Consider the following 14464-nt stretch of genomic DNA (forward strand, 5'->3'; position numbering starts at 1 on the left):
TAAATAATGGTGCCCAGAGGCGGAATCGAACCACCGACACGAGGATTTTCAATCCTCTGCTCTACCGACTGAGCTATCTGGGCAAAATTTAGTTTTATGCAGAAAATCAACAAGGATTTTCAATGCAATTCCCGATGGCTCTACCGACTGAGCTATCTGGGCATTTTAAACTTTCGTTTAAAAATAAATGGTGCCGACTATCCGAGTTGAACGGATGACCTACTGATTACAAGTCAGTTGCTCTACCAACTGAGCTAAGTCGGCACACTAAATCTGTGTGCTTGGCACGATATTGATGTTTAAATCATAAGTTAAACACCAATATACTAAATAATGGTGCCCAGAGGCGGAATCGAACCACCGACACGAGGATTTTCAATCCTCTGCTCTACCGACTGAGCTATCTGGGCGTGCGGCGTATTAAACGGGTTTTGCCTTCTCAAGTCAACTTTTTTTTGAGGATTCTAACTGTTTGCACAGTTTTCAATCAAGATTGCTGATTTCAATAGTTTTTAGCTTATTTAACCAACAACTTTTATGCTTTTAAATTGACTCTCATCATAAAAGAGTTACCTCTGTTAAAAACGTGATGAATTTTTCTTCACAGATGGTAGGATTGTCTAAATATCAAGGAAATGTACCTAGCTGTAAAATTGTTGGATAAGAACCATGCCAAGTAAATCGAATTCACCTGTAAAAGGCTTACTACCGCTTTTTATAATTACGAATCTCGTCATCACCCTGTTAGCGGTCGTTGCTTTTTCGTTTTATCCAACTAATGATGAAGCACCAGTAAAAAAGTTGCAGCCAAATTTAACGGCCATTCAAGTTTCAAATCAATTGCGTGCCCCCCTTGTTAGTGCTTTAACAATGCCAGGGCAAGATAAAGTAAAAGAAGTACTGGATTTAAGCTTACTTCTTAATACTGGCTTTGATTACTATTTATATAGATACGAGTTTAACGGTGATGTTTCTTTAGTTTATGCAAACAACAAAGAGCTTATTCAACCCACTAAAGTCAATCAACAACTAGCTGAAAAAACACTAATACATACTGTTCTTGAATTTAATGACCAGCCTGTTGGCGAGTTAATTGTGAAACAACACCCTATTGAGCAGCCTATTACACAATCTTCTGTGCTTTCAATCGGTCTTGCTGGCTTAACGCTTCTAGCTTTAATTATATTATCTTTTGCGCTGAGTATTTTTATCAATAAGCGTTTTAGTAAAAGTAGTTCATCGTTAAATAAAGAGCTAAAAGCTATTACTGACAATGCGGACTACCAAGGGCAAGTAACTGAAACCCTTGACTTTGGCCTAGACTCTGTCGCAAAGCATGTAAATCAATTACTTAAAAAAGTTGAATCAGCAATTACCGAGAACAAAGCAGCACAAGCTGATTTGCAAAAATTACAAAACAGCCTAGAGACAGAGGTACAAAATCGTACTCTCGCTCTTGAGCAAGCAACTCTAAAAGCTGAACAAGCAAACGAAACTAAAACCACTTTCTTGGCTACCATGAGCCATGAGATTCGCACCCCAATGAACGGTGTTATTGGCACAATTGATTTACTTCGCCAAACAGAGCTTGATGGGGCGCAACATAGACTAAGTACAATTATTCGTGATTCTGCATTTTCGTTATTAGGGATATTAGATGACATTCTCGATTTCTCGAAAATCGAAGCGGGTAAATTAAATATCGATAACATTCCTTTTTCAGTATCTGACACGATTGAAGAAGTTGCCCGTGTTTTATCATCGGTTGCCAAAAAGCGTGACCTTGAACTAGAGCTCGCTATTGCGCCCGATATCCCAACAAACCTAATTGGCGACACGGTACGAGTTCGCCAAGTACTTTACAATCTATGTAGTAATGCAATTAAGTTCACTAGCACAGACGACAAGCAAAAAGGTCATGTAAAAATTTCGGTGGAGGTTGCACAAAACACCACTGATCACTACACATTACGCTTTAGTGTATTAGATAACGGTAAAGGGATGACGCAAGCGCAGCTTCGCGAAATATTTAATCCATTTATTCAAGCTGAAGGGTCAATAACCCGCGAATACGGTGGCACAGGGTTAGGTTTATCGATTTGTAAAAGCTTAACCGAACTAATGTTGGGTACAATTTCTGTAACCAGTGACTTAGGTATTGGCAGTGAGTTTGTCGTTGAATTACCTTTTAGTACGCAAGGTAAAGTTGATTATGCTCACAAACAAGTCATGAAAGATCAAAGAGTTGTTGTGGTCTCTAATCATGACGGTCGAAAAAAATTACTGACACGTTATTTATCATTTATGGGGGCAACACCAGTTATCGCCCAAAACAATGAGCAAATTGAAGTTGAGCAGGACCGAAAAGAGCTGATTTGGATCCTTGATGGGATCGAAACCATGGAAGATATTAACTATATCTTACGTCGCTTACTTTACACTTTAGAAGATAATAATCAGCAAGTTATCGTCTTAAGTAGATTAGATGAAGCTGCCGTAAATCATAAGAATATTTTTTATCTAAATGCAGTACCATTATGTAAGTCAAACTTTATGATGTCACTTCTCGTGGCAGCTGGATTACATAAGCCTAAACAAATTTCTTCTACCAAATCATTTAACGACTACCTAAGTGTTGATAAGGCTCGTGAAGAAAACAAGTTAGTACTTCTTGTTGAAGATAACGTGCTAAATCAGCAAGTGCTGACCGATCAGCTACATCTACTAGGCTATGGTGTTGAAATGGCTGAAAATGGTGAGAAAGGTTTAGAAGCATGGCGTGAAGGTAAGCACTCTATTATTTTAACTGATTTACACATGCCAAAAATGTCTGGTTACGATATGGTAGAAAAAATACGCCATGAAGCATCGCAACTTGAAGATATCAACGCCCAGCCTTATGTAATTGCTATAACAGCTAATGCGCTTAAAGGTGAAAAAGAGCGTTGTTTAAGCATAGGCATGAACGATTACATTACAAAACCTGTTGAGCTAAATGTGCTTGAAGGAACACTTCATAAATGTGCTTATAAAGCAAACCCAGAAGCTGCAAAATTGGAAAGTAAAAAACTTACAACACCAATTGATATGGATGTGCTAGGTAAATATGTCAATGATGAAGCGAAGAAGCTACGTTTCTTTAAGATGTATTTAGAACAGAGTAATCAACTCAGTAAAGAGGTAAACGCTGGGGTTATAGAATATGATTTAGATAAAATTATCACTTCTTGCCATCAGCTAAAGTCAATTTCGAAAACCATAGGAGCAATGAAGGTTGCTGAGCTTGCCGCTGGATTTGAACAAACCTGCAAAGAAGGCGAGCCTACAAGCGACGAATTAATTGCACTTAGAGATAGTTTCGAAATTGAATACTCTAAGGTGGCTCAGTTCTTAAAAGAACAAATTAACAAAGCCGAACAAGAAGCTGAATAATACAAATCAAAAAGGGCCATTACGGCCCTTTTTACTTTTGATTATGCGCTTATTTTTCTGGTGGACGGTAGCCTTCTATTTCTACGTCTTTACCTTCAAATAAGAAACCCACCATTTGCTCTTCTAAAAAAGCACGGTGCTCTGGGTCCATCATGTTCAGGTGTTTTTCGTTGATCAGCATTGTTTGCTTGTGTTGCCATTGGCCCCACGCTTCTTTACTGATGTTGTTGAAAATCTTTTCACCAAGCTCACCTGGGTATAGTTGGAAGCCTAAGCCTTCAGCTTCTTTTTGTAACTTTTGACAAAATACTGTACGTGCCATAATTGCTCTCTACTCTTATTGCGTGATGCTATTGTAATCTATTGCGCTTAATTGTTTAACCAGCTTTTTCGTTGGTGCAGCAAGACCAACCTCAACAGACTCATCAAGCGGATACCAAACCAGTTGTCGTTCATTAATGAGATCTGGAATGCTCGGCAAGGTTAAAACATGTGGATTGATGGTTAGCTCAAAATGCGAAAATACATGGGTAAAGGCTTCAAGTGCTTGCGTATTGTTTGATAAACCATGCTGGGCTAAAAATGTTTCTAACTCAGTTAATTCGCTAAACTCAAAAAAGCCAAACAATCCACCCCATATCCCTGAGCTTGGGCGCTTTTCCATAAGCACTTTATTGTCGCAGGCTAGAATGAGCTGATGGCATGACTTTTTCGGTACAGCTTTTTTAGGCTTTGAATGCGGGAACTCTTTTACTTTACCTTCTTTAAAAGCAAGGCATTTACTATTCAAAGGACAAGGCTCACAGTCAAACTTACTACGTGAACAAAGGCTTGCACCTAAATCCATCATTGCCTGATTAAACTCAGTAACCGACTCTTTAGGCGTTAATTGCGATGATAATGACCAAAGTTGATTTTCGACCTTTTTCACTCCGTACCAGCCTTCAACCATAAAAAAGCGTGCTAGCACTCGTTTAACATTGCCATCTAAAATTGGATGATGTTGACCAAGCGATAAAGACAAGATAGCCCCTGCCGTTGAACGACCAATACCCGGCAAGTCCATAACTTCTTCAAGCGTAGTTGGAAACTCACCTTGGTAGTTATCACGGACTATTTTTGCAGTTTTATGTAAGTTACGCGCTCGGGCGTAGTAGCCAAGGCCAGTCCAATGGTGTAACACCTGATCTTCATCGGCATTAGCAAGCGCAATAATGTCAGGAAAGCTTTGCATAAACTTTTCAAAGTATGGAATAACAGTCACCACTTGAGTCTGCTGTAGCATGACCTCAGAGATCCATACCTTATAAGGGGTTTTATTTAACTGCCAAGGGAGAGTTTTACGGCCGTGAAGGTGGTACCAGTCAACCACTTGGTTTGCAAACCAAGTTGACTCCTTATTGCTTAAATTCAAAATAACATCTTTACTTGCTGAAGCTCATTGCGGCCAAGTCTATTGCAGTTGGTTAGGCCAAGCAAGTCGAACAGCCCCTACTTTGCCTAAATAGCTAGCATATGGCTGCAATATTAATCTCATAAGATAAACAAGCCCAGACTATTGTACTCAAGGCGCAGGTCAGGGATAATACGCACCCTTTTTCTATCGTCAGTATTTTTATCAGGCCAAAATATATGAGTGACTCAAGTAACCCAAACCTCGAGCAAGCAAAGCAAGAGGGTAAATACATCCGCACGATTCGTAGTTTCGTAAAGCGCGAAGGTCGCCTCACAAAAGGCCAAGCGGCAGCCATCGAGAAGTGTTGGCCAACGATGGGCCTTGAGCATAAAAATGGCATGCTAAACCTAAAAGAAGTGTTTGGTAACGATAACGATGTGGTACTAGAAATCGGTTTTGGTATGGGTAAATCGCTAGTCGAAATGGCTAAAAACGCACCAGAGCTTAACTTCATCGGTATTGAAGTTCACCGCCCAGGTGTAGGTGCCTGTTTAATGGATGCCGACGAAGCAGGTGTAACAAACTTACGCGTATTCGAACACGATGCAGTTGAAGTTCTAGCTGATTGTATTGCCGATGAAAGCTTATCTAAGCTGCAATTATTCTTCCCTGATCCATGGCATAAAAAACGTCACCATAAGCGTCGTATCGTACAACCAGAGTTTGCACAAAAGTTACGTAGCAAATTAAAAATTGGCGGTGTTTTCCATATGGCGACTGACTGGGAAAATTATGCTGAGCATATGCTTGAAGTAATGCAAGTTGCTGAAGGTTACAAAAACCAATCAGAAACTAACGATTACGTTCCTCGCCCAGATTCACGTCCACTGACAAAATTTGAGCAGCGCGGTCACCGTTTAGGTCACGGCGTATGGGATCTAATGTTTGAGCGTACTAAGTAACAAAAGGTAAAGCAGCATGAGTAAGTTAACCAACCCAAGTTTATTATTGCTTCGAAATGAAGACGAACTTGTTGGACAATCGATTTTAGTGGTTAACTTTGAGCAAGATGGCTTCTTACGCGAACTTAAAACGCTAAACCCTGAAGCAAAAATTACTGCGTTCAGTTATAACCACGCAAATGCCATGTATGCTAGCAAAATTGCCGGTGTACATGCTGTGGTTAGCCACACTATTCCAGATAATAACTACGATTTAGTTATCTATTATTACCCAAAAGCTAAGCCCGAAGCACAAATGTGCCTCGATAACATTCGTGCTGTTTGTCATCAAGACGCGCAACTATTTGTGGTAGGTGAAAATAAAAGCGGTGTTAAATCAGCAGAGAAACAACTAAAAGATCACTGTGGTTTTAGTAACAAAATCGATAGTGCCAAGCACTGTATTTTGTATTTATTCTCTGAGCTTACGCTAAACGATAACTTTGCTATCGGTCGTTATCATAAGCAATTTCAAGTGAAAGCCGGCGATATTGAATTTACGGCGATTAGTGTGCCGGGCGTATTTAACCACGGTGCGCTTGATGTAGGTACCGCGGTACTTCTAAATAATGCGCCAAGTATTAGCAAGGGTAAAGTGCTCGACTTTGCATGTGGCGCAGGCATTATTGCTACTTATTTAGGAAAAAAGCAGCCTGAGCTTGAGTTTGTATGTAGCGATGTAAGTGCTCTTGCTACTTACGCCACAGAGCAAACACTTGCATTAAATAACCTTAAAGGCCAAGCGGTATTAAGTGATGGCTTATCTGATATTAATGGTAAATTCGACTTAATCATCAGTAACCCTCCTTTCCACACCGGTATTGCCACTGATTACACCATTGCCGAGGCATTTCTTAGCTCTGCAAAGCAACACTTGAGTAAGCAAGGTAAACTGACCATAGTTGCAAACAGCTTCTTAAAATACCCACCTATTTTAGAAGCGCAATTTGGCCAATACAGTACCGATTTCAAAAATACAAAATTTGCAGTTTACTCAGCTAAATAAAAGTTGAGTAAATAGCTTATTCGTAGCAAAAATATTTTTTAAAATATTTAGTTACTTTTAAATGTCTTTGCTAGACTAAACTCTTACTAATAAAATAAAAATTTAGGCTTTCTATAGCGCATGTCAATTTTATCGGCACAAACGAGTATTCGTAAGGCATTAACTAATGCGGTTATGCTTGTTACTGCGTTGTGCTTGTCTTTGTCTATCTCTATTTCGACCTACCTAGATGTAAAAGAACAAAAAGCCTTAATTGTCGATAAAATAACTATTCTATCTGAAATTATTGCATATAACGCCCAGGTCACAGTGTTATTTGATGATAACGAAACTGAAACAGAGCGCCTAAAATCTTTCGAGACAGTGCCGCTCATTAAAAACATTCACATATACGCAATTGACGAATTATCGAATGAGCCTGTTTTTTTCAGCAGCTTTAACGCCAATAGAACTCCGCCAGTTCCTATCAAAGTAAACAGTATCAGCGAGCTGTCTGAGCCAAAGTTTAAAGATGATGTAATAGAATTAATAAAACCAATCAAATATGAAGGAGAAGTGATTGGCTATGCCTATGTTCGTGGTGGCTTAGATAGGCTCAATCAGTATATTAACCGTAAAATCTTTATTGATATTTTACTAACCCTATTTGTTTTAGTGTTGGTGTATTTTGTTGCTCTGCGTATTCAAAAACGTATTGCGAACCCAATTGATGAACTGAGTAACTTGCTTCAAGATGTGTCAAAAAACCATAACTATGACACTCGCGCACAAAAAACTAATGTCGATGAAATTAATCAGCTTTCTAGCAGCTTAAATATCATGCTTGCCCGAACCCAAAAGCAAATCGAGCGCCACGAAAAAGACAAACAAGAAATAAAACAGCTTAACCAAAGCCTTGAAGAGAAAGTAAATCAACGTACTATTGCCTTGCGTGAGGCTAACCAAGAACTACTAAATACACTTGAGCGTATGCATCAATACCAAAATCAAATAGTAGAAAATGAAAAAATGGCCTCTTTAGGGCAAATGGTTGCAGGTGTAGCCCATGAGGTAAATACACCTATCGGCTTAGGTATTACGGGTTCAACTTTGCTGCGTGACAAGCTGGCAGAAATCAACGCGCAGTTTGAGCAAAAAACACTCACCTCAGCACATTTAAAACGCTTTATAACTGATGGCATTGAAAATCTAGATCTTATCTATCGCAACTTAAACCGAGCCGCAGAGCTAGTCTCAAGCTTTAAGAAAGTGGCAGTTAATCAAGATGTCGAAATAACCACTAACGTAAACTTATATAATTTATTAAATGATGTGATTATGTCGATGCGCTCAGAAATACAATATCGCAACCCTAAAATCACGATTAACTGCAATAATGACTTTAGTATTGAGACTAAATCGGGACCATTACAGCAGGTTTTACAGCAGTTATTGAGTAACTCTGTGATCCATGGTTTTAGCGACGAGCTTGATAACGAGATCACCTTTAACGTTGAGCGCAATGAAAGCAGCTTTATTATTCACTATTTCGATAATGGCGTTGGTGTTGAAAAGACGATTCGAAAACGTATTTTCGACCCATTTGTGACAACCAAACGAGGCGAAGGTGGAAGTGGACTAGGTATGCATTTAGTTTATAACCTGGTAACCCAAGCCTTAGGCGGTACAATAATTCACGATGAGTTAAATACCGAGGGTGCTCATTTTATTATTACTCTCCCCTTATCTGAAGGTAATGCATGATGAAAATCATATGTTGCCTTTTTGCTTTTGTTATTTACGCCACCCCGAGTTTTGCAAAATCACCAGAACAAGTAAAATCGGCGTTTTTATATCAAATTGCTAAGTTCACTAAGTTTAATGAAAGCATGGATCCTCCACCTATTTCTTTCTGTTTTTATAATGTAGAAACAGGGCCTGGGTCGTTCCTAAAGGACAAAAGTGAACTGCAAATTAACAAAAAACCTATCAACGTTATTTTAGTGAAAAAAACTCAGCAAATTTCTGAACTTTCTCAGATTTGTGATATCACATACATTGATGAAACATTAGAAAATGATATACTTCCACTTTGGACCGATACAATTTCATTAAATACTTTAACGATAGGTGAAAGTATTCGCTTTTTAGAGAAAGGCGGAATAGCCTCTCTGGTTCAAGAAGGAAATAAAATCCGACTGTATATCAATAAGCAGCACGTATTGCAGCATAACTTTAAAGTGCAATCTCGATTGTTAGCTATGGCTAAGTTTTATCCAAATTGATTTTACTTGTTAACAATTGGATCTAATCCTATAATCTCTAGTATTCGGTTTTGCTTGATAATACCGAATTTTTGTAAATAAAATTTCCGAAAAGGTTAATATACAATGCAAACGCCAGTCATTCTGATCGTAGAGGATGAAGACGTAACTCGACTAAACCTCGTTAGTTTATTTGAAGCCGAAGGTTACAAAGTTATTGAAGCCATTGATGGCGATGATATGCATGACAAGCTTACAAATAATGATGATGTGAACCTTGTAGTTATGGATATCAACCTACCAGGTAAAAACGGGCTTATTTTAGCGCGTGAATTACGTCAAAAACGTAATGTTGGTTTAATTTTCTTAACAGGTCGTGACAACGACGTTGATCGCATTTTAGGTCTTGAAATTGGTGCTGATGATTACATCACAAAACCATTCAACCCTCGCGAATTAACTATTCGTGCTCGTAACCTTATTTCGCGCACAGCATTAGGTGGCGAAGAAGCGAATATCGAAACAAATGGTGTTATTACATTTAACGGTTGGGAACTTGACGAAAACAGCCGTTGCTTAACATCTCCAAGTGGCGACGCTAAGCGTTTACCTAAAGGTGAATACCGCGCACTTCGTTTAATGCTCGATTCACCGGGCCGTATTTTCAGCCGTGAGCAATTAATTAAGCACATGACTGGCCGTGAGCTTCGCGCAAATGACCGCACTGTAGACGTAACCATTCGTCGTATCAGAAAACACTTTGAAAGCGATAACAGCACCTCTGAGCTGATCAGCACCATCCATGGTGAAGGCTATCGTTTCATTGGTAAAATCGACAGCTAATTAGAATTAATCTTCTAACTGCTGTAAGAATAATTGGAGGGCGTCACGCCCTTCATTTATTTTAACTGCAAGTTCATCAAGCCACTGTTGTAACTCTTCACTACTTTCTTCAAGCGCGCCGTGTTCCATCTTCTTAGCATGTAACTGCACATCGTTTAAGCCTACAGAGCCAGCTGCACCTTTCAATTTATGCGCCACCGATTTGTATTCTTCTCTATCATCTTCAGCTAACGCATCTGCTAGCTCAGTTTGATACTGAGGGTTTAACTTATTAAATAACTCACAGCTACGATTAAAAATAACCAGCCCCATTGAGCCTACAAAGTCTTCGATGGTTTCCATATCGAGAAGCTCAACACGTATACCCGATAAGTCTTTTTCCGTCACGGCTTTAATTGGCTCAGGCTGACAATTTTGTTGCTGCTTTATATCAAATAGCTCGCCGAGCATTTTATCGAGTTTTGTGGTGTTGATAGGCTTAGCGAGTGCACCTTGAATATTAATACCCGCAAGTTCTTCTTCGGCACTACGCACGTTGGCAGTCAAGGCAACGATTGGCAGCTTATCAAAGTGCTCATCATCACGAATTTGACGAGCAACTTCATCACCATTGATGTCTGGTAATTGCATATCAAGTAAAACGAGGTCTAAGTCATCTTCTGTGTAGACAAACGACAGCGCATCTTCACCAGTTTCAGCCCAAATAACTTCGTGGCCACGCTGCTCAAGTAAGTTGGTAGCAATCTCAGCATTTAGCGGCACATCTTCAACTAAAAGAATATTTAAGCTGCGTACCGCATAACTTTGCTCAGCTGGCGCAATACAAAGCTTAAGGGGAATTTCGACAACAAAAACACTGCCCTCACCTTCAGTACTGCTGACATTGATTTCACCTTTCATCGCAGTAACAAGTGCTTTAGTTACTGCAAGACCAATCCCTGAACCAATTGCATTGGTGCCTTTGATATCTGGTGCCTTATAGTACATGTCAAAAATACGGTGCAGCTGCTCTTGAGGAATGCCTTGACCGGTGTCGCTTACACGCATCACTAACCAAGGCCCATCAGCGCGATTCTCACGGCGACATTCAAGCTCAACATGACCCTGTTGGGTGAACTTAACCGCATTATTGATAAGATTCCAAACAACTTGACGTAAACGAGTCGGATCAAGTGACGCATAAACGTCTAACGTACCTTTGCGTTTAATATTGAACTCAAGCCCCTTTTGCTCAGCAATTAAGCCTGCAAAGTTCACCACATCATTTATAAAGTCGGCCACATTGACTGAGTCAGCAACAATATCAAGCTGCTCACGATCAATTTTATCCAAGTCGATAATATCGTTAAATATATTGCCAAGGGTTTCGGCACTTGAGAATACCGTGTTACACCAACTACGTTGTTGTTTATCAAGTTCTGTATCTAGCAACATGCGGGTTAAACCCACTATACCGTTAAGCGGTGTTCTTAGTTCATGACTTAGAGTCGCAATGAATTTACCTTTATCTTTGTAAGCCGCTTCAAGGGCCTGAGCCGCCTCTTTACGGCTGGTGATATCACGGCCAAAGGCAAGTAAACCAATGTACTCACCTTTTTCATTAATAAAGGGTAACTTACGCATCTCAAACCAACGCTTTTCACCATTAACAGGGTATTCAACGTCAAGTGTAAGAGCCTGGTGAGTTTGAGATACTTTTTTGTCAGTGCGAAGTACTTCTGGTAAATAATCACTTGGATAGATTTCTTCGACACTCTTGCCGATTAACTCATCGCTGCTTTTACCAATCACTTGTTCGAACATTTTATTACAGCCAGCAAACACACCATTGTTGTCGCGGTAATAAAACAAATCGGGAGATGAGTCGACAATAGAGCGTAATAACATGCCTTGTTGAGCTAGTTCTTGTTGAGTTTTCTTACGCTCAGCAATTTCGCGTCTTAGTTCTTCTATTGCTCTGTGCTTAGCATGAAACGCCATTTTACGTTCATCAATCTCTTCGTTTAAGCGACTGATATTGTCTTTTAGTGTTTGATTGAGCAGTTTTTCTTGTTTGGTTGCGCTATCTAGATAACTATAAGATGCTTCTAACTGGCGAATAGAATTGAGCAGCACTGTTATTAATATCGGCGATACTACTGCGGTAAAAAACAACACAGCTAAAACATCAACTAAAGTTACCGTACCGACTGCTACATAATAAAACATGCACGATAAAATCAGCGACATGACCAGTAATAAGGCATAACAGGCAGCGGCAGTTTTAAACTCACCGTACTTAGAAATAAAGCTTGAGAGTGTGCGAGCCCAGGGACTCAAAGAAGAATCAATCATATATTAAAGCTTAGGCACATAATCGAAAAAAAACAGCATAGTTAATTTTATCACTATTCCTTTAGAAATATTCATATTGTGCGATAAACATAGAATTTTTTCATCAACGCCGCTTTTTTATATTTTTTCATGTAAAATACCGCGCTTTAATAATTGCAAAGAATGAGTATTACCATGCAAACCACAATGCCAGATATTGCTGATACGGCTCCCGCCTTAAAAACAGGTAAATTAGACTGGGTTGGCATGGGCGAAATTGAACTTCCTTTCATTTTTGAAACTCGCAATATTGCCCCTGTAAACGTAATTGCCAAGGCACGCGCTTTTGTAAACTTGCATAAAGAAGACGCCAAAGGCATTCATATGTCGCGTTTATTTTTAGCCCTTGATACCTTATCAACCGAGCAGCAAGTTAATCCACAAACTCTCAAGCAAGCACTTGATGCCTTTATTAGCAGCCATGATGATTTAAGTGACCAAGCACAAATCGAATTTAAGTTTGAGCTACCACTGCGCCGAAAATCTTTATTAAGTGGCAAAGTAGGTTGGAAAAACTACCCGATTCATCTGATCGCTAAGATCAACCAAGGCATTGTAAGCTTTGAGTTAATGGTTGATGTCACTTACTCGTCAACATGCCCATGTTCAGCGGCTCTTGCTCGTCAATTAATTCAAAACGCTTTTAGCGAAAAGTTTGCAGAGCAAAATGTTGATAAGCAAACTGTTTTAGAATGGCTAGGCACAACTGACGGGATTGTAGCTACACCACACTCACAGCGTTCAATCGCCAACGTGAAAGTAAAACTCGACAGCCAAATTGACAGCTTTGATGTGGTTGGCTTAATTGATGCTTTAGAAGCTGAGCTAAAAACGCCAGTACAAGCGGCGGTTAAACGTGAAGATGAGCAAGAGTTTGCCCGCTTAAATGGTCAAAACCTCATGTTCTGCGAAGATGCTGCACGTAAAATTAAAGGCTTACTTGAACAGCATAACTACGCAGATTACTGGCTACAAATAAACCACTACGAATCACTTCATGCCCATGACGCGGTAGCAATCGCTGTTAAAGGGGTTGCTGGCGGATACACGGCTTAAAAATTTCGGGTAGCTCCATACAGTTAGGCACGCTAATTGCTATTAGTTTTCAGTGTCAATTTGTTGTTGTGGAGTTACCGTATGGAATTCGCTTTATTATCAATTTTAGTATTAGTCGTCGTAGCCTCTGTTGTTGCGTCAAAGTTTACCGATGAAGGCGGAAACCCTTACCCTTTCACTCGTAAGCAAACTGTTTTTACGCAAGTTGAGAGTGCTTTTTTACACCTGCTAGAACGTGCTGTAGGTGACCAGTACAAAATCGTCAGCCGTGTTAAACTGATTGATTTAATCGACTGTAAGCAAGGCTTATCTGTCAAAGCTAAACGTGCTGCAATGGCTAAAGCCAAAAACAAACAGTTAGATTACGTGCTTATCGACAAGGACAAACTTAGCATTGTTGCCGCTGTTGATTTAGTAAATAACACCAACCGCGACGGCCACAAAGCCCAACGTGACTGGTTTGTCAGTGGCGCGTTAGAAGCGGCAGGCATTCCGCATATTCGTATGAAAGTAAAATCAGGCTATCAACCAAGAGAAGTGCGTGACGCTATCATGTTTAAACTTGGTAAACCTGCAGCAGCACCGGCAAGACCTGCACGCAATCGAGTAACTAAACCAGCAGTACTATCACCATCACAAGCAAAAGCACACTCAACGGCGCTTGCAGAAATATAGTCCGTCATAATATTGGCAAAAGCAGACTTTAAGGTCTAATGCCTGTCAGTTAAGAGCTGACAGGCATTTTTTGGGGCTTTCGTTCAGGGTACCGACTGGGTCTCTTTTTCACACATCTTGGATAATGTCTTTCTCTTCGCTCTGGCAGCACAAAGGTTTCAGCCATTGCAATAAGTTTATTTATTACGCTCGGTACTTTTCCTGCTGAGGTGTGAGGCAACATCATTAACTCCTTGATGATATAGCCAGAAGCATTGCTGTAACTGAGTTGATAAGGCCATATCCCTTTCAGGCTGTAAGCCATCTTAGTCATCATATATCGTACTAAATTGTATGCGAGCAATACGCCCCATAACTCTTGTTTTACTAGCTCTGGGGTTTTGCTACGTAACGTTAATTCATTTTTGAGCAAGTACTGTTTCATTTCCCTGAACCCAAG

General features: G+C 39.9%; 11 protein-coding genes, 3 tRNA genes and 1 pseudogene. 8 read left to right on the forward strand and 7 right to left on the reverse strand.

Annotation, left to right across the window (positions count from 1 at the left end; genetic code table 11):
• Window positions 1-7: 7 nt before the first annotated feature.
• From IMPJCBKJ_RS02605 to IMPJCBKJ_RS02615, 3 genes are all read right to left on the reverse strand, one after another.
• A tRNA-Phe gene (locus IMPJCBKJ_RS02605) sits at window positions 8-83 on the reverse strand.
• A 105-nt stretch (window positions 84-188) separates the two neighbouring features.
• A tRNA-Thr gene (locus IMPJCBKJ_RS02610) sits at window positions 189-264 on the reverse strand.
• 70 nt (window positions 265-334) lie between these two features.
• Window positions 335-410 (reverse strand) — tRNA-Phe (locus IMPJCBKJ_RS02615).
• A gap of 259 nt (window positions 411-669) precedes the next feature.
• On the opposite strand from IMPJCBKJ_RS02615, the gene IMPJCBKJ_RS02620 reads away from it, so the two are divergent.
• Window positions 670-3432, forward strand: a complete 2763-nt coding sequence (locus tag IMPJCBKJ_RS02620; protein ID WP_166338685.1) for an ATP-binding protein — start codon at window positions 670-672, stop codon at window positions 3430-3432.
• Window positions 3433-3481: 49 nt separating this feature from the next.
• Here the strand turns inward: IMPJCBKJ_RS02620 and IMPJCBKJ_RS02625 are convergent, their stop codons facing one another.
• Together IMPJCBKJ_RS02625 and mutY are read right to left on the reverse strand one after the other, a co-directional pair.
• Window positions 3482-3754 carry an oxidative damage protection protein gene (locus tag IMPJCBKJ_RS02625; RefSeq protein ID WP_036970432.1) on the reverse strand — a complete coding sequence of 91 codons (273 nt, stop codon included), beginning with the start codon at window positions 3752-3754 and terminating at the stop codon, window positions 3482-3484.
• 15 nt (window positions 3755-3769) lie between these two features.
• Window positions 3770-4849 carry an A/G-specific adenine glycosylase gene (gene mutY, locus IMPJCBKJ_RS02630; RefSeq protein WP_054551300.1) on the reverse strand — a complete coding sequence of 360 codons (1080 nt, stop codon included), beginning with the start codon at window positions 4847-4849 and terminating at the stop codon, window positions 3770-3772.
• Window positions 4850-5064: 215 nt separating this feature from the next.
• Between mutY and trmB the strand changes: the two genes are divergently transcribed.
• From trmB to arcA, 5 genes are all read left to right on the forward strand, one after another.
• Window positions 5065-5790, forward strand: coding sequence for a tRNA (guanosine(46)-N7)-methyltransferase TrmB (gene trmB, locus IMPJCBKJ_RS02635; RefSeq protein WP_054551299.1), 726 nt, complete (start codon window positions 5065-5067; stop codon window positions 5788-5790).
• A gap of 16 nt (window positions 5791-5806) precedes the next feature.
• The gene (gene rsmC, locus IMPJCBKJ_RS02640) at window positions 5807-6835 is read left to right on the forward strand and encodes a 16S rRNA (guanine(1207)-N(2))-methyltransferase RsmC (protein ID WP_166338687.1); all 1029 of its coding nucleotides are present in this window, start codon (window positions 5807-5809) and stop codon (window positions 6833-6835) included.
• A 120-nt stretch (window positions 6836-6955) separates the two neighbouring features.
• Complete coding sequence (locus IMPJCBKJ_RS02645) at window positions 6956-8578, forward strand: ATP-binding protein (RefSeq protein WP_054551297.1); 1623 nt, start codon at window positions 6956-6958, stop codon at window positions 8576-8578.
• Window positions 8575-9099, forward strand: coding sequence for a YfiR family protein (locus tag IMPJCBKJ_RS02650; RefSeq protein WP_240920985.1), 525 nt, complete (start codon window positions 8575-8577; stop codon window positions 9097-9099). The genes IMPJCBKJ_RS02645 and IMPJCBKJ_RS02650 overlap by 4 nt, the downstream gene beginning before the upstream one ends.
• A 105-nt stretch (window positions 9100-9204) precedes the next feature.
• Complete coding sequence (gene arcA, locus IMPJCBKJ_RS02655; RefSeq protein ID WP_054551295.1) at window positions 9205-9921, forward strand: two-component system response regulator ArcA; 717 nt, start codon at window positions 9205-9207, stop codon at window positions 9919-9921.
• A gap of 6 nt (window positions 9922-9927) precedes the next feature.
• Here arcA and arcB read toward each other — a convergent pair whose 3' ends face one another.
• On the reverse strand, window positions 9928-12255 hold the full coding sequence (gene arcB / locus IMPJCBKJ_RS02660; RefSeq protein WP_166338689.1) for an aerobic respiration two-component sensor histidine kinase ArcB: 2328 nt from the start codon (window positions 12253-12255) through the stop codon (window positions 9928-9930).
• A gap of 174 nt (window positions 12256-12429) precedes the next feature.
• Here arcB and folE2 point away from each other — a divergent pair, with 174 nt between their 5' ends.
• Both folE2 and IMPJCBKJ_RS02670 read left to right on the forward strand, forming a co-directional pair.
• Window positions 12430-13350, forward strand: coding sequence for a GTP cyclohydrolase FolE2 (gene folE2, locus IMPJCBKJ_RS02665; RefSeq protein WP_166338691.1), 921 nt, complete (start codon window positions 12430-12432; stop codon window positions 13348-13350).
• 81 nt (window positions 13351-13431) lie between these two features.
• Window positions 13432-14025: a DUF2726 domain-containing protein gene (locus tag IMPJCBKJ_RS02670; RefSeq protein ID WP_054551292.1), complete on the forward strand. Its 594-nt coding sequence runs from the start codon at window positions 13432-13434 to the stop codon at window positions 14023-14025.
• A gap of 49 nt (window positions 14026-14074) precedes the next feature.
• Here the strand turns inward: IMPJCBKJ_RS02670 and IMPJCBKJ_RS02675 are convergent.
• Window positions 14075-14464: pseudogene (locus IMPJCBKJ_RS02675) on the reverse strand (IS4 family transposase); the annotation flags it as partial.

The organism is Pseudoalteromonas sp. MB47 (assembly GCF_011319765.1).
Classification (GTDB): Bacteria; Pseudomonadota; Gammaproteobacteria; order Enterobacterales; family Alteromonadaceae; genus Pseudoalteromonas; species Pseudoalteromonas simplex.